This is a genomic window from uncultured Winogradskyella sp., from assembly GCF_937958655.1.
In the GTDB taxonomy this organism is placed as follows: Bacteria; Bacteroidota; Bacteroidia; order Flavobacteriales; family Flavobacteriaceae; genus Winogradskyella.
This window is the reverse complement of record NZ_CALGNH010000063.1, coordinates 12848-30105: the sequence shown is the minus strand read 5'-3', so window position 1 is coordinate 30105 and position 17258 is coordinate 12848. Positions and strand designations below refer to the sequence as shown.

Sequence of the window (17258 nt, the reverse complement as noted above, 5' to 3'; positions counted from 1 at the left end):
CTTAATTTAATTTTTGAGATGATTCATCTACTTTTTTATCAGAGATCTCTTTAAAAGGTTTCACAGCCATACCTGCGTATGCTCCAGGAATTGGTTTTGAAACCATAACGGTTCCATCTGGTATATTCTTTAGAACCACTTTAGTATCAGAAAAATAAACGGGCTTTACATCAATAAGATCTAAAATACTGTCTCTAACCACAAAAATCTGGTCGCCATCTTGCACCAAACTTCTATTCACTTCAATGGCATTTTCTTCTTGTTTTGCATTTAGATTGGCTTCTAAATACATACCTTCTTTTAGGGTTTTATCATTTACTTCTATGTATGCCGTAATGGTTTGTGTTGTAGCATCAATGCTACCATTAACACGAGAGACTTTACCTGTATAGCTTTCTGTATTATCAAGGTTTTTGAGTACTACGCTCTCACCTACTTTTAAAAGGCTTGCATACGATTTACTTAATGCCACTTCCATTTCGTAAACCGAAGGATCAATATATTCGCCCAATTTTTGCCCATTTCTAATTAATGAACCCTCTGTCACTAAAGCTTCAGTAAGAATACCTGTAAACGGTGCTCTTATATTATATTTAGCTAGGCGTTGTTCTAAATTTTTTACATTGTAATAACTAGAAACTATACCTCGACCAGTGATAAAATAGTTTTCCTTTTCGGAAGTCATTTCTGGTAATTTAGGCGTCGATTTGTTTAAATCAAAACCATTAAGGTAGCTTTGCCATTTTTGAAATATCTCAGGAAAGTCTAACCTTAAATCTGGCATTATTGCCGCTATAGAATTGTAAAGGTTACTTTTTGAAGATTGCACACTCGCATAATATTCTGAGGCATCGATACGTATTAAATTTTCACCTTGTCTGTATTCTTGTCCTGGTTTAAAGAGTTTACCGCTGGTTTTAAAAACTCCTTGTACTTCTGCATATAATTCAACACGTCTCTGGGCAACTAAGCTTCCATTTGCAGGAATTACAATTTGTACTGTAGAATTTTTAACCGTATCTGTAAAAACAGTTTTTACAACTTTAGCAGGTGTTGGCCTTTTCTTTTTAGCGTTGTTGGCTATATATTGACTAGCAAAGTAAGCTCCAACTATTAGGAGAATCCCTAATATGAAAAGAATAATTTTACGCATTGTAATGTGATGGTTGTTAAACAGCAAATTTACCGATAACTGAATGTGAACGCGTTAAAATAATCTTAATTGTTAAGTGTATCTAATTGCTCTTGTACGGTCTCCCAGTTTTCCATTAAGTCCTCTAAATCCTTTTTCTTTTTTTGATAGGCATCAAAAAATTTTGGGTCTGCGGCAGTTTCGTCGTAATGCGTTGCTAGTTTCAAATCATCGGACTTAATAGCTTTTTCTAACTGGTTAATTTTAGATTCTATATTACTCAACTTATTATTTAAAGACTTTAATTTCTTCTGGTCTTCGTAACTCTGCTTGTTGCTTTCTTTTGGCTTTTGAGTTACTACTGTTCTTTTTTCTGCCTCTCTTAGATTTTCTAAATTTCGCTGTTCTAGATAATAGTCGATATCGCCCAAATACTCTTTAATATTTTGATCTTTAAATTCGTAAACAGTATCGGTAAGGCCCTGAAGAAAATCCCTATCGTGAGACACCAAAATTAAAGTCCCTTCAAACTTTTTAAGCGCTTCTTTGAGTACATTTTTAGATTTAATATCCAGATGATTGGTAGGCTCATCCATAATAAGCACATTTAAAGGCTGAAGCAATAGCTTTGCTAATGCTAATCTGTTTCTTTCACCACCAGATAATACCTTAACGTATTTTTCTACTTCATCACCTCTAAACAAAAAAGATCCTAAAATATCTCTGACTTTACTTCGGTTACTTTCGTTAGCGGCATCAATCATAGTATCTAAAACGGTTTTAGTACCATCTAAATATTCGGCTTGGTTTTGCGCGAAATAACCAATTTGTACATTATGGCCAATTGTTAAATCGCCTTTATAATCTATGTCTCCTACTATGATCTTTGCTAATGTTGATTTTCCTTGTCCGTTTTGGCCTACAAAAGCAGTTTTTGTATCTCTGGGAATTGCTAAGTTTACATTGTTTAAAACTTGTAGTGCGCCATATGTTTTAGACACGTTTTCTAGTTCTACAACCACTTTACCTGGCGTTGTGGACACTGGGAAATTTAAAGTCATTACACTATTATCATCCTCATCTACCTCGATACGATCTATACGGTCTAACTTTTTAATTAAGGATTGCGCCATGGTTGCTTTAGATGCTTTTGCCCTAAATTTTTCAATAAGTTTTTCGGTTTGTTGTATTTGCTTTTCCTGATTTTTTTGCGCTGCCAATTGCTGCACTTTCATCTCCTTACGCAAGGCTAAAAACTTAGTATACGGCTTATTGTAATCGTAAATTCTGCCTAAAGAAATTTCTATAGTTCTGTTTGTAACGTTGTCTAAAAACATTTTATCGTGAGATACGATTACTACTGCACCACTATAACTCCTTAGAAAGTTTTCTAACCAAATAATAGACTCTATATCTAAGTGGTTAGTGGGCTCATCTAACAGCAAAAGATCATTATTTTGAAGTAATAATTTAGCCAATTCTATGCGCATACGCCAGCCTCCAGAAAAGGTATCTGTGAGTTTATTAAAATCGTTGCGTTTAAACCCTAAACCTTGTAGGATCTTCTCAGTCTCACCTTGATAGTTATAACCTCCCAAAATTTCATATTGGTGCTGTATATCGTTGAGATCTATCATTAATTGGTTATAAGATTCACTCTCGTAATCGGTGCGCTCTGCTAACTGTGTATTTATTGCCTCTAGCTTGGCTTCACATCCTTTTATAGCCTCAAAAGCTTCGTAAGATTCTTCTAAAACCGTTTTACCAAAGTCAAAGTCAATATCTTGTTTTAAAAAACCGATCTTTAGGTCTTTATCGGCTGCAATTTGTCCTGTATCCGACTCTTGTTCTTTAGAGAGAATTTTTAGCATCGTAGATTTACCCGCTCCATTTTTACCAATAAGACCCACACGGTCTCCTAAACCTAGTTTAAAGGTTATATCTTCAAAAAGGTGTTCTCCTTGAAATGAAATGGATAAATTATGAATGTTTAACATAGTAGTTTCTAATAATAGAATTGGTTTAAAGTAACCATTGTTACAATACTTAGCTCGGAAAAAAGCTACCTTTGTAATCTCGTAAAAAAGTGTAAAAGTAAAGGTTTTAGATATGATTAGAAAAGGAATGAAACTTTATAGTATTCTTTTTGGTACTTGCCCAAAATGTCACCACGAAACAATGTATGCTAACAAAAATCCTTATGTATTAAGCGATACACTCAAGATTAATGAAAACTGCTCTCACTGCAATACAAAGTATAGGATGGAACCTTCTTTTTTTTATGGCTCTATGTATGTGAGCTATGGCGTTGGTATAGCATTTGCTGTTGCGGCATTTGTTGTAAGCTACTTACTCTTAGAATCCTCTATAGATACTGCTTTTATTTCTATCGTTATTACTTTGGTGGTCTTTTTTCCTTTGATTCTAAGGCTTTCTAGAAATATATGGATCAATCTTTTTATGAGTTACGATAAAGAACTGGCTAAGAAAAGTGAGAGTAACAGAACATCGGCTTAAAAGTACCTTTTTTCCTTATTGAAATCTATTACTATTAATTTCAGGGTCTAGTGGCTGCTTGTTTTCAATATATTTATAGAGCTTGTCTGCAACATAAGGGGCAATCATAACTCCTCTTGTACCCAAACCATTTAAAATATAGAGATTTTTATAATCTGCATGCCTACCAACCAAAGGCCTTCGGTCTTTTACCGTAGGTCTTATACCTGCTCGTTGATTAATAATATTAAAATCGCATGTCATAAAGGTTCTTAGTTTAGCTACTAATTCATTTTTACCTTCTTCAGTGGTAAGGTGTGTTTTATCCTTCCAGTTGTAGGTAGCACCAACATAATACTTATCATTCCCTATAGGAACTAAAAATACGGATGATTTAATACCAAAATCTAATTTTAAATCTGGAGCTTTTATGGTAAGTACTTCACCTTTTGTTCCGTTAAGTGGTAAATGCTTAAAAAATGGATTTTGCTTTACTCCAAACCCTTCTGAAAAAACAATATATTGAGCTTCAATGTCTTCGTAATTAAGCTTATTGGTTGCAATCTGCAGCTTATTGTATTGAAACTTGGTATTGAAGAACCAGTTTTTATCAGTTAAAAACGCTTTGTACGCTTTTATCAGCACCTCAGTATCTAACCTTCCAGTTTGTAACACTTGCCCAAAGCCATATTGTGCATCAATAAAAGGATTGGTGTTTTTTAGTATTTGGGTTGAAAGAAAAGGCTCTAAATTTATTTTATCGCAAGCATTAAACCATAGGTTTTGTTCTTCTATAGATGTAAAACGTCTTAAAAGTTTGAGTTTATTATCTATGGTAATGTTTAAATCCCTTTCGAGGGTTTTATAAACAGGTAAGGCTATATCTAATTGTTCTTTTGCTTTCCACACCTCTGTAAAACGTTTTAGTATAACTGGGTTATATAAACCAGCCGCAACAATAGACGACTTTTGAGAAGCGTCATCAAAAACCATAAAAGATTTATTTTGGGCTCGCAATTGCTCACAAAACGCAATACTTGCTAAGCCGCAACCAACAATAATGTAATCGGTTTTTTTCACGTTGTAAAAATAAGGGATGCTTAGCCAGACTCAGCATAACATAGAAAATAAATTATAATAAAAAACGCCCACTAATAAAAGTGAGCGTTTAAGTTTTATGAGTTAGAGCATACTAGTAACTCCACATATCTTGTTCAAAATTTCTGATTTTGTCTTTGATACGGTCAGACTCTAGCAGCTGCATTAACGCATTTTCTGCTATATATTCTTTAACTTCTCTATCGCCATAAACATTTTCTTCTTTATAAATTAGACCGTGAAAACGACGACTGTTTAATAAATGATCAAACGATATTGGTGACGCACTGTTCTTATTATTAAACGCTTTAGCCTCGTGCAAGATATCTCTTACTTCTGGGAAAAACACCCAAAACATTGGTATTGGCTCACTATTATCAGAACCTTCTTCGTCAATAAAGTTTACGTCTGGTGCTGCTGGTGCAATACCTAAAATACGATACTTAAGTTCTCCTTGACGTTTATCGAAATACCAAAGGCCTTTAATTAAGTATGAGTTAATATCTGCTGGACCTATTTCTCTTCTAATAACATACTCCTCTGGTAATTGATCTTCGCTCACACCATTCTCGTTCATGTAATCTATACCAGCATCTGTAATTCTTGTCATCATTAAAGATGCCTCTAAATCCTTGAGCGTGCGCTCTTCGGTAAAATACGAATCTGCATAAACTTTGGAGATCATACCGCTTTCCATATTATCTTTTAGAACTTTGTATAATGATTTTCTATCATCACCTAAATTCTCTTCGATAGGGAAGTATAGCGGAAAATTAACACGTTCATCTAAGACTACTTTTTCCCAAGTCATTTTAGAAAATAAGATATCTCTATCTCCTACGTAGCCATATTCTAATGGCTTATCATTATCTAAAAGAAGTTCTGCTTCGGTTTTCATGCCAATCTCTTCTGGGATTTTGGCATTAAGAACGTTAGCCTGAGCAAACATAGCATTTGCTGCAAAAAGTGCTAAACCTACGTTTAAAATATTCTTTATTTTCATCTTACTTAATATTATAATTTGGGTTTTATACTAATGACAATGGTTATTAGTTAGTAACTTCTACAACGACCGGAGAAACGTTCTTCAATCTGTATGAGTTGTTACCTTGTATCTTTGCTTTTATATCAAAGATTGTAATATTATCGCCTTTACGTGCTCTCTTAATTGCTGCTTTAGCTTGAGCGTTCATTTTTGTACCTGCAACGTTAACGGTTGGCTGGCCTTGTACTTTTATCTTAAATGATGTGGTTTGTATTGGTAAATCAAAAACAAAATCATCTAATTTAGCACTCACTGTACCTACCTCTACATTACGTTTAGGTAATTTTACCACACCTGTTTGCCCAGAGATTGTTCCTGTTGGCGCAGGTATATCTTTAATTCTAAAGGTTTTACTATCTGTTGCTTTAGAACCATCATCTAAGGTGGCTGTAACATTAATAGTCATTTGCTTACCTGTACCAGCTCTAACAACGTATTTACCTTGGCCTCCAACTTTAGATAAACCTGAACCAGAAGCTGACACCTTATTATCTGGTACACCAGCAAAAGAAATAGTCATTGGGTTAGGAACACCACGATATACCACATTCATCTTATCTGCTGATATAGTAGCAGAATTTGGTCTTGGAACTACCACGTAGTTTGCATCAATTTTGATTGGTAATTCTTTGCCATTCTCGATAAATGTAAACTCACCTTCTATTTTGTGTTCACCAACATTACCAACATTAAAATCTAGAGTTGCAGCTCCTGAAGAATCAATTGCTTTAGATAAATCTATCTCCTTCCCTTGCACAACTAACTTAGTTGGAGGTACGTTAGCATATTTACCAATAACAACTCTACCTTGAAATTGTTCTCCTGCAAAAAAAGCTGATTTTTCAGGTAAAACGATTGCCTTGTAGTTATTCAGTGTAGTAGCCTCTGTAACTACTTTACCTAGAAATAAATTAAGCATATTGGCTTGAGCTACTCTAACATCATTTTGCATAGCAGTCAGCTTTGTGTAAGATGCTATAGCAGGAAAGCCTTGAAAATGGTAATCTAACCAATCTATTTTCTTACCATCTTTATTAGTTACTTTATCTGTATTAAAGGTCTTCTTAAAATCATCCGCAGTACCTCTGTAAGACTCGTCTTTAGATAATACCGCCAAAATTGATTTCTTGTATTCTTCAATATTACTCATTACTTCTTGACCTTTCTTTGTAAGCCTATCTCCAGTAAACCAAGCTTCATCAAGAATGTCTGTCTTATCCATTGCCTCAAATGGTAACTTACCATTTTCTGTAGGCTTGTAATTTCCTTCTCTTATAATATCTTGTTTTAAGGTTTCAAGGTATTTATAAAATTTATCAGAAGCTATTTCCGTTTGTTGTGCTCTAGCCGAAGGCACAGAAAATTCTTTCGGTTTTTCTTTTCCCTTTTCAACTAAATCGGTAAGTAATAATTCATTTCTGTCAGCTGTCGACGCGTTAGAGTCGGCAAACTTTGCTTCCATCAATCCGAAAGCGGATAGTACTTCTTTAGACATATTCATTGCCATCATAGCAATAAATACTAAGTACATTAGGTTAATCATTTTCTGCCTTGCAGATGCTTTTCCTCCTGCCATTGTAATTAGTTTTTAAATGTTAATTAAATTGATTATTGTAAAAACTAATTAGTTTTTGTTCATTGCAGAAAGCATACCACCATATACACCATTTAATGATGAAAGGTTTGATGCTAAGGATTGCATTTGTTCCTTTAACTTAGTTGCATTTTCTACAGCTTCTTCGTTAATTGCTGCCTGACGATTAGCACTTTCCATTTGTACTTTATAAAGACTGTTTAAAGACTCCATTTGTGCGGCTGCTAATGATAATTCTTCGCTGTATTTCTTTTGAGCAGACATTGAGTCTACAGTTGGGCTTATATTTTTTGCAGCTCCTTCAAAGTTTTTAATACTACTTCCTAAGCTTGCCATAAGCTCACCATCAATTTTTGCTTCTTTTAATAGGTTATCTAACTTTTTAGATAATAAACCTTCAGCATCTTTTGGCTCTTCTTTTTTCTTTTTACCACCTAAAGATTGACCTCCAGCTAATTCTGGATATACGAGTGACCAATCTAAATCTGCTTGTTGTTTTTCAAAAGCTGAATAGGTAAATACCAAAGCTTCTACGATCATACCAAGCGTTAAAATTTCTGAACCATAAGGCCAGTGCTGTATTTTAAACAATGCTCCTACGATTACGATTGCTGCTCCTAATCCGTAGACCATGTTTGTTATTGTCATTTTACCTTTTTGTGCCATAATTGTTTTAAGTTTTAAGTTTAAGTTAAGTGGATGTATAACTTAAGTAGGTTAATATATATTTAATTTGGGTTTACTATTTTAAATTATTTTTAATTTGTAGCGGCATTTTTAGTCACTTCTGTTCCCATATAATCTTGAACAGTTCTAAATCCGATATAACTTCTTGCTGAGTCGGCATATTCGTAATCTCTAGAACTTACTTGTAAGAAATAAGCAACATCTTTCCATGATCCTCCTCTTACCACTTTACGTGCATTGTCTGAATCATTAACATTAGGATTAATTGTAGACGCATACTCGTAAGATGCTGCATCGTAAGAACCGTTAACCCATTCTGACACATTACCTGCCATGTTATATAGGTTAAAATCATTAGGATCGTAAGCATCTGCTTCTACGGTGTATAGGGCTTGGTCTGCAGCATAGTCACCTCGTAATGGTTTAAAGTTAGCCATAAAACAACCTCTATCATTCTTTGCATAAGGTCCTCCCCAAGGATATGTTCCTCCTTGTAGTCCTCCACGAGCAGCATATTCCCACTCTGCTTCTGATGGTAACCTATATGAATTTACGGATTGCTTACCTTTACTTTTTTGGTAACCATTGTGCTTTAAAGTTCTCCATTGACAAAATGCTCTTGCTTGCTTCCATGATACTCCAACAACAGGATAATCATCGTAAGCAGAATGCCAAAAATAATCGTTGTGCATTGGTTCGTTATACGAATATGCAAAATCTCGTATCCAAGCTGTAGTATCTGGGTAGATCTCTACTTCCTCTTGTTGCAATACTTCAGATCGCTTTAAACTTCTATCTCTAGCTGCTTTAGCAATATCCATGTACGCATATTGAAATTTAAATTGCTTAACATCCCATGTGCGCTGTCCGTTATAAGATTCTTCTAATGGCAAATACATACCATCCATAACCTCTGCATATAATTCATCTGGGTAGTCGTCTGTATCAAAAACCAATTCTACATCTCTGTTTATTTGTCTTTGTTCGTTACCATACGTATTAAGCATATAACTTTCGTAGGCATTTAAGTTGTTAGGGTCTGAATCTAAATACGCAAACTCACCTATATCGCCGTTACCTGGTGTTTTACCTTCTAAATCAGCCATCTCAGCTAATTTAAGTCTTAAAATGGAATCCCTTACCCAATGTACAAAAGAGCGGTATTCACTATTTGTAATTTCAGTCTCATCCATATAGAATGCACGTACTGTTGCAGTTTTGGTTGGTGCATCTTGGACTCCTGCAATGTCATCATCGGATTTACCCATAATAAAGGCTCCGCCAGGAACCAAGGTCATACCATAGGGCTTTTCTGGGTGCCAAGCTTTACCTTTAACTCCTACTAGCTGTCCTCGGTCTCCAGAATTACAACTGGCAACCAAAATCAATACTGTGGTTAGTAAAATAAACTTCTTAATATTCATAGTAACTCGAGGTTAAATTAGTGGTCTTTATTTTCAAGGGGGTAAACATATTTATATATTTTCGAAAAAACAACTTTTTTCGGATTTTTTTTGCATTTCGTCCTTAAAAAATGCATTTCGTCGATGTTAATTTAGCCAAATCATCGATAAACGGTACATTTTAAAAGATGTTTTTTCTGTATGCTTTATACCACCTTTCGGGTATTTCACCCTCTATTGCACGCACATAATCTAAATGCATGCAAGGTAATAACGTATGCTTTTTTAATTTATTATTAACATCTGGTAAAAAAGGAATCTCTATCCACCATCGTCCTGTTTTTAAACTTTTATAAAAGATTAATTCATCATCTTCTACCAGCACATTGTATTTTTGGTAATAACTATCGTTTGTAAAATCATCATCTAGGACTCTACAATTTACACCTTCAATAAAATACCATATAATCTGTGCTATTAGCATTGCGGTCTCATTGTCATTTTTAGAACTATGATATTCATAAATGCCAAATGAAGAGACTTTATTACTTATACCAGCATAGCGCGAAATGGCGCATATCTCCTTGCCCGAAAAACCATTTGGTGAATATTTCTGGTTTGCACTGACTTCAGAGGCTCTAATAGATTTTAAATCTATTGACACAATATTAGCATCTCGCAATAATGGTTCTACTGCATTTATGTCTGAGGATACCTCTCCTAAACGGTAGCCCTCAAAATAGAGTTTCTCCATTAAATCAATCTCTTCTTGCGAATTAAAATAGGTCTGGTACCCAATGGTCGAATAATTAAAGAGATTATAAGGCTCCTCTACAATTATTTTACCGACGTAACTATTGTTTCTAATTGGTAAATTGGCATCACCCAAATCAAAATTAGCATCTACGTTAACAATGTTAATCATTGGTTTTATAGAATCATAGGCTCTGTAGTTTGCATAGGTTAGATCTTGACTACCACCAATAATAATAGGTGTTATTTCTTTCTCTAAGAGCAGAGTTACGGCTGTTCTAATGGCAAAGTACGTATCTTCTGTTGTTTCGCCAGGCTCTATATCACCCAAATCCGCTAGGGTTGTATGCCAATTACCGGGAAATAACGTGTATAGTGTTTTACGTATGGTATCAAAATTGATTTCTGCACCTATATAATTAACGTCGTTACGATTTTCTTTTACACCGATAATGGCTAACTGAACGTCATCTAATTCTGGAATGCCGTTTTGTTGCGAGTGGACTTTAATTTTTCTTCCTAGCGCTTGCTGCGCTATTAGTTCTTTATGAGCTAAAACCGCATCTGAAACAGGCGTTAGAAAGTTAAAATTCATAAAATTTACTATTTTTTAGAGGTCGATTTTTTCTTTGTTGTTTTTCTAGTCTTCTTTTTTGGAGCGTTTTTTTCTAAGATAGCCTTGGCTTCTTCTAATGTCATATCAGAAACATCAACAGTTTTTGCTAATTCAACCTTTTGTTTTCCTTGTATAACATTGTGCCTTCCCCATCTCGCCTTTTCTACTCTTATACCGTCATCTTCCCAAACATGGATAAGTTTATCTTTTTCTTTTTGGATTTTATCCTCTATTAAAGTTACAATATCTTCTTCTGATAAATTATCCCAATCGTACTTTTTATTCACATTAATAAACATATTGTTCCACTTAATAAATGGCCCAAAACGTCCTTTTCCTTTGGTTACCTCTAAACCTTGATAATTATAAATAGGTGCATCTGCTTTTTCTTTCTCCTTTATATAAATAATAGCCTCATCTAACTCTACGCTTAATGGATCTACACCTTTGGGTAGCGATACAAACTTTTTTCCAAAACGCACATAAGGCCCAAATCTACCATTATTAACTTCTACTTCATCATCTTTATAATGTCCTAAAGATTTTGGTAATTTAAATAAATCCATAGCTTCTTCAAACGTTATGGAGTTTAATTGTTGGTCTGGTGAGAGACTTGCAAATTTTGGCTTTTCCTCCTCATCTACAGTACCTATTTGCACCATTGGCCCAAACTTACCTAACCTAACGCTTACTTGGCGTCCTGTTTTAGGATCGGTACCTAATACACGCTCACCAGACTCACGCTCTGCATTTTCTTTAACATCTTCTACCTGAGGATGAAACCCTTTGTAGAAATCCTTCATCATCTTTCTCCAATCTTCTTTACCTTCTGCGATGTCATCAAAACTTTCTTCAACTCTAGCTGTAAAATTATAGTCTAAGATGCTTTCAAAATGATTCACTAAAAAATCAGTAACAATAAATCCAACATCCGTTGGTACTAATTTTCCTTTATTAGATCCTGTTTTTTCTGTAAGTTCTTTCGTTTTAATCGTTCCGCTTTCTAAAACCATCTGCGTATAATTACGCTGTTCCCCTTCATTTGTTCCTTTTTCGATGTAATTTCTATTCTGAATTGTAGAGATAGTTGGCGCGTAAGTAGATGGGCGACCTATCCCTAATTCTTCTAATTGTTTTACTAAAGCAGCTTCCGTAAATCGAGAAGGTGGCCTTGTAAATCGTTGTGTTGCTGTAATGTATTTATTTTGAAGTGTTTCTCCAATTTTTAAATCTGGCAGTATACCTTCTTGCTCTGTATCTTCATCATCTGTGCCTTCTAAATAAACTTTTAAAAACCCATCAAAAGTGATGATTTCTCCATTAGCAGTAAACTGTTCTTTTACCTTTGGATTAGAATTTACTTCTATTTTAAGATTGGTACGTTCTAATTTAGCATCGCTCATTTGAGAGGCTATTGCTCTTTTCCAAATAAGTTCATAAAGTCTAGCTTGGTCTCGCTCTGCATTTACAGAGTGGTTGGCAAAATTTGTAGGTCTAATAGCTTCGTGAGCTTCTTGTGCTCCTTTAGATTTACCTTTATAATTCGTAGGTTTACTATATTGAGATCCGTAAGCTGTTATAATTTCTGTTTCTGCTCCTTTGTTAGCTTCATCAGATAGGTTAACACTATCGGTTCTCATATAAGTAATAAGACCAGCTTCGTATAGTCGTTGTGCATTACTCATAGTTCTACTTACAGAAAAACCTAGCTTACGAGACGCTTCTTGTTGCAATGTAGAGGTTGTAAATGGTGCTGCGGGAGACTTTTTAGCGGGTTTCTTTTGTAAATCAGAAACTGTATAGGTTGCATTAAGGTTAGCATTTAAAAAATCTGACGCTTCTTGCTCCGAATCAAAATTTTTGGGCAATTTTGCTTTAAAAGAATTACCACTTACAGGATTAAATTCGGCATCTATTCTGTAAGAAGCCTGGGTTTTAAAATTTTCTATAGCTCTTTCGCGTTCTACAATTAAACGCACAGAAACGGATTGTACACGTCCGGCAGATAATCCTCCTTTAACTTTTCTCCATAAAACAGGAGATAACTCATACCCTACTATCCTATCTAAAACACGCCTTGCTTGCTGTGCATCTACTAAATTATAATCTATACTCCTTGGATTTTCAATAGCTCTTTTTATAGCCGCTTTTGTAATCTCATGAAATACTATACGCTTTGTTTTCTCTTTTTCTAAACCTAAGTTTTCTGCTAAATGCCAAGCAATAGCCTCTCCTTCTCTATCTTCATCACTTGCTAACCAAACCATCTCAGCTTTTTTAGCCAGATCTTTTAGCTTTTTAACAACATCTTTTTTATCTTTTGAAACTTGATATTTTGGTTTAAAATCGCCATCTACATCTACACCTAATTCTTTAGATGGTAAATCTGCAATGTGGCCAAAACTTGACTCAACCTTATAATCTTTTCCTAAAAACTTTTCTATAGTTTTTGCCTTTGCAGGTGACTCAACAATGACTAAATTCTTTGGCATGCCTTATTTTTTTGAGGTTACAAATGTATGTGAAAATTAAGATACAATCCTAATTTGCTCGTAAATACAACTAAATATTAAGAATTAAAAAATAATACTAAACAAAAAAGACCCAATCTTAGTGGAGCTTATTATCTTAACATACTAGATTATTACTAATAGATACAACTTAAAGTTTCTGATAAATTCTCTACATTAAGTCAATTTCATTTTCGCTGTCTATCTGCAAAGCTGATAAATTAAAAGACTGCGCTTTGATATACACAGCCGCACAACTTTTAGTATTGGTAAGGATAAGTCTTAAATTTCGTTGAACAGGAGCGGAATCCATAATAATATCAGCATCTACAAGTTGTAAATCCCAGAATAAACATAAAGAATAATAGTTTTACTTTGCATTTAACACCTGCCACTTTGTCACAATCTCTAAATAATCTTATCTTTGCATGCTATTTGAAAGCATATTAATGCAAAAAAGTTTCCACTAGTGTGGATAATGAATATGGAGAAAATCATAGACGAAAATAAACAAGGAGAATCCTTAATCTTAGACCATAAAGAAGGTAATACCAAAAAGCTTTTTATAGAAAGTTATGGTTGCCAAATGAATTTTAGCGATAGTGAAATTGTGGCTTCAATTTTATCTAATGAAGGTTATAATACCACACAAAAACTTGAAGACGCAGATCTCGTTTTGGTAAACACATGTTCTATTAGAGACAAAGCAGAACAGACCGTTAGAAAACGTCTTAAATACTACGATAAAATTAAACGTAAAAATCCTAAAATGAAGGTTGGCGTTTTGGGTTGCATGGCAGAACGTTTAAAAACAAAATTCTTAGATGAGGAAAAAATCGTCGATCTCGTTGTAGGACCAGATGCTTACAAGGACCTTCCTAATTTACTACAAGATGTTGATGAAGGTAGAGATGCGATCAACGTTATTTTATCAAAAGAAGAGACCTACGGCGACATATCGCCTGTGAGGCTAAACAGTAATGGAGTTACTGCATTTGTATCTATTACGCGTGGGTGCGATAACATGTGTACATTTTGTGTTGTACCCTTTACAAGAGGACGAGAGCGCAGTAGAGATCCGCAAAGTATCATAGAAGAAATTAATGATCTGTGGACAAAGGGTTATAAAGAAATAACACTACTAGGCCAAAATGTAGACAGCTATTTATGGTATGGAGGAGGCTTAAAAAAGGATTTTGAAAACGCTTCGGATATACAAAAGGCTACAGCAGTTAACTTTGCAAAGTTACTAGACCTTTGCGCTAAAGCTCAACCTAAAATGCGTTATCGTTTTTCTACATCTAATCCACAAGATATGACCTTAGATGTTATAGAAACCATGGCTAATCATCGTAATATTTGCAATTACATTCACCTACCTGTGCAGAGTGGAAGTGACCGTATTCTTAAAGAAATGAATCGCCTACATACAAGACAAGAGTACTTTAAACTTATAGATAACATACGTGGTATTATCCCAGATGTAGCTATTAGCCAAGACATGATTGCAGGGTTTCCAACAGAGACCGAAGAGGACCACCAAGACACCCTAAGTTTAATGGAATATGTAAAGTACGATTACGGCTTTATGTTTGCTTATTCTGAGCGCCCTGGCACACTTGCAGGTCGTAAAATGGAAGACGATGTTCCTGCGGATGTTAAGCAAAGACGACTCAACGAAATCCAAGCACTACAGCGTCAGCACAGTCTTTACAGAACCCAACAGCATGTTGGTAAGGTTGAAGAAATTCTTGTAGAAAAGTCATCTAAAAAATCCGATGCACATTGGGCCGGACGCAACAGCCAAAACATAGTGGCTGTATTCCCTAAAGAACACTACAAACCCGGAGACTTTGTTAACGTCAAAATTTTAGACTGCACAAGTGCAACACTCATTGGTGAAGCTATAGGATATTCTGAAAATAATTAAGATAATGGAATCAGTTCAAGCTATAAAACAACGTTTTGGTATAATTGGTAACGAACCCAAACTCAACCGTGCTATTGAAAAAGCCATACAAGTTGCAGCCACTGATATTTCAGTATTAGTAACTGGCGAAAGTGGAGTTGGTAAAGAAAGTGTTCCTAAAATTATACATCAACTATCGCATAGAAAACATGGTAAATACATCGCTGTTAATTGCGGTGCAATACCAGAAGGCACAATAGACAGTGAACTCTTTGGACACGAAAAAGGTGCATTTACCGGAGCTACCTCAACACGCTCTGGCTATTTCGAAGTAGCCGATGGAGGTACCATTTTCTTAGACGAAGTGGGAGAATTACCATTAACCACACAAGTTAGATTATTACGTGTCTTAGAAAATGGCGAATTTATAAAAGTTGGCTCTAGTAAAGTTCAAAAAACAGATGTTAGGATAGTTGCGGCTACCAACGTTAATATGTTTGAAGCCATAAAAAAAGAAAAATTTAGAGAAGACCTCTACTATCGTCTCAGCACTGTAGAAATCAATCTTCCACCACTTAGAGAGCGAAAAGACGATATTCATTTATTATTTAGAAAATTTGCCAGTGACTTTGCTTTAAAATACAAAATGCCAACTATAAAATTAACAGATGATGCTATTATATTACTCTTAAAGTATCGTTGGAATGGTAATATTAGGCAATTAAGAAACGTTGCAGAACAAATTTCTGTTTTAGAGCATAATCGCACCATAAGTGCTTCAGCTTTACAAAACTATCTACCAAATACAGGCAGCAATTTACCAGCAGTAATTAATCATTCAAAATCTGAAAGTGATTTTAGCAGTGAGCGCGAAATTTTATATAAGGTGTTATTTGATATGAAAAACGATCTTAATGACCTTAAAAAACTCACCATGGAGTTAATGAAAAACGGCAGCTCTACAGAGGTACAAAAAGACAATGAACATCTTATACAAAAGATTTATGGAGATGAAGATAATCCTAACTATAAAGCTGCAACAATAGAGGATTTAGAAGTTCTGTCCATACCAGAACATTCTGAAGTTAATGATGTTCAACCTAAAGACGTTGAAGACAAATATCATTTTGCAGAAGAAATTGAAGAGGAAGAAACATTATCTTTACAAGACAAAGAATTAGAGCTCATAAAAAAATCACTAGAACGACACGATGGCAAACGCAAATTAGCAGCTGCAGAACTTGGTATTAGCGAGCGTACTTTATACAGAAAAATTAAACAATACGATCTGTAAAAATTTAAATAAATATTATGAAAGCAGTAGAAATATTTATGATTAGAAAGTCGTTTAGACCTAATAGCTCGGAAGCTATACGACAAGAAGCGGAAGACCTTATAAACGAAAAACACTATAAAGGTTACCGCTTAATCAACGTTGATTTTGATGTTGCTGATAATGCAGGTTACATTTACGCCTTTATTACGATGAAACGACCAAATACCTATTAAGAATGCAAAAATTACGATACATTATAATAACCATATTGGGTCTAACTTTGGTGAGTTGTGGCCCGTATTCGTTTACTGGTTTAACAGAAACACCAGACACGTTTCAGGTTAATTTTTTTCAGAATAATGCAGATTTAGTAGAACCTGGTCTAGAAATAGATTTTAGAAATGCCTTACAAGATTTAATTCAGAATCAATCTAGTGCACAACTTGTTAATACTGGTGGCGAAGTAATTTACGAAGGCGAAATCACCGAATACAGAATAGCTCCAATGACGGCTACTGCCCAAAATACGGCAGCACAAAACCGATTAACAATTGGTGTTAACGTAAGATATATTAATACCAAAGACGAAGAAAAAGATTTTGAACAGCGGTTTTCTTTCTTTTTCGATTATCCTGCAAACGATCAATTAATTGGCAGTTTAAAAGATGAAGCTCACGAAGTTATTTTTGAGCGATTAACACAAGATATTATTAATGCATCCTTAGCAGATTGGTAAACT

14 protein-coding genes are annotated in these 17258 nt (G+C 34.7%); 5 read left to right on the top strand and 9 right to left on the bottom strand.

What is annotated here, in order from left to right:
* Position 1: 1 nt before the first annotated feature.
* Both Q0800_RS11645 and Q0800_RS11640 read right to left on the bottom strand, forming a co-directional pair.
* Positions 2–1153 carry an HlyD family efflux transporter periplasmic adaptor subunit gene (locus Q0800_RS11645; RefSeq protein ID WP_299129841.1) on the bottom strand — a complete coding sequence of 384 codons (1152 nt, stop codon included), beginning with the start codon at positions 1151–1153 and terminating at the stop codon, positions 2–4.
* A 65-nt stretch (positions 1154–1218) separates the two neighbouring features.
* The gene (locus Q0800_RS11640; protein ID WP_299129838.1) at positions 1219–3129 is read right to left on the bottom strand and encodes an ABC-F family ATP-binding cassette domain-containing protein; all 1911 of its coding nucleotides are present in this window, start codon (positions 3127–3129) and stop codon (positions 1219–1221) included.
* A 112-nt stretch (positions 3130–3241) separates the two neighbouring features.
* Here Q0800_RS11640 and Q0800_RS11635 point away from each other — a divergent pair, with 112 nt between their 5' ends.
* Positions 3242–3649 (top strand): DUF983 domain-containing protein, encoded by a 408-nt coding sequence (locus Q0800_RS11635; RefSeq protein WP_299129835.1) that lies wholly within the window; start codon positions 3242–3244, stop codon positions 3647–3649.
* A 15-nt stretch (positions 3650–3664) separates the two neighbouring features.
* On the opposite strand, the gene Q0800_RS11630 is transcribed toward Q0800_RS11635, so the two are convergent.
* From Q0800_RS11630 to topA, 7 genes are all read right to left on the bottom strand, one after another.
* The gene (locus Q0800_RS11630) at positions 3665–4708 is read right to left on the bottom strand and encodes an FAD-dependent oxidoreductase (protein ID WP_299129831.1); all 1044 of its coding nucleotides are present in this window, start codon (positions 4706–4708) and stop codon (positions 3665–3667) included.
* Positions 4709–4820: 112 nt separating this feature from the next.
* Positions 4821–5729 carry a gliding motility protein GldN gene (gene gldN / locus Q0800_RS11625; protein WP_299129827.1) on the bottom strand — a complete coding sequence of 303 codons (909 nt, stop codon included), beginning with the start codon at positions 5727–5729 and terminating at the stop codon, positions 4821–4823.
* A gap of 46 nt (positions 5730–5775) precedes the next feature.
* A complete protein-coding gene (gene gldM / locus Q0800_RS11620; protein WP_299129823.1) occupies positions 5776–7347 on the bottom strand; it encodes a gliding motility protein GldM in 1572 nt (523 codons plus the stop codon).
* Between the two features lie 48 nt (positions 7348–7395).
* Complete coding sequence (gldL, locus tag Q0800_RS11615; RefSeq protein WP_299129820.1) at positions 7396–8031, bottom strand: gliding motility protein GldL; 636 nt, start codon at positions 8029–8031, stop codon at positions 7396–7398.
* Positions 8032–8123: 92 nt separating this feature from the next.
* Positions 8124–9476: a gliding motility lipoprotein GldK gene (gene gldK / locus Q0800_RS11610; protein WP_299129818.1), complete on the bottom strand. Its 1353-nt coding sequence runs from the start codon at positions 9474–9476 to the stop codon at positions 8124–8126.
* Positions 9477–9636: 160 nt separating this feature from the next.
* Positions 9637–10803 (bottom strand): formimidoylglutamase, encoded by a 1167-nt coding sequence (locus tag Q0800_RS11605; protein ID WP_299129816.1) that lies wholly within the window; start codon positions 10801–10803, stop codon positions 9637–9639.
* An 8-nt stretch (positions 10804–10811) separates the two neighbouring features.
* Positions 10812–13316, bottom strand: a complete 2505-nt coding sequence (gene topA, locus Q0800_RS11600; protein ID WP_299129814.1) for a type I DNA topoisomerase — start codon at positions 13314–13316, stop codon at positions 10812–10814.
* Between the two features lie 502 nt (positions 13317–13818).
* On the opposite strand from topA, the gene miaB reads away from it, so the two are divergent.
* From miaB to Q0800_RS11580, 4 genes are read left to right on the top strand one after another with little or no spacing between them, the layout of a single operon-like run.
* Positions 13819–15264 (top strand): tRNA (N6-isopentenyl adenosine(37)-C2)-methylthiotransferase MiaB, encoded by a 1446-nt coding sequence (miaB, locus tag Q0800_RS11595; protein WP_299129812.1) that lies wholly within the window; start codon positions 13819–13821, stop codon positions 15262–15264.
* 4 nt (positions 15265–15268) lie between these two features.
* Complete coding sequence (locus tag Q0800_RS11590; protein ID WP_299129809.1) at positions 15269–16537, top strand: sigma-54 dependent transcriptional regulator; 1269 nt, start codon at positions 15269–15271, stop codon at positions 16535–16537.
* A 17-nt stretch (positions 16538–16554) separates the two neighbouring features.
* Positions 16555–16752, top strand: a complete 198-nt coding sequence (locus Q0800_RS11585; protein WP_185788259.1) for a hypothetical protein — start codon at positions 16555–16557, stop codon at positions 16750–16752.
* A gap of 2 nt (positions 16753–16754) precedes the next feature.
* A complete protein-coding gene (locus Q0800_RS11580) occupies positions 16755–17255 on the top strand; it encodes an LptE family protein (protein WP_299129806.1) in 501 nt (166 codons plus the stop codon).
* Positions 17256–17258 lie beyond the last annotated feature (3 nt).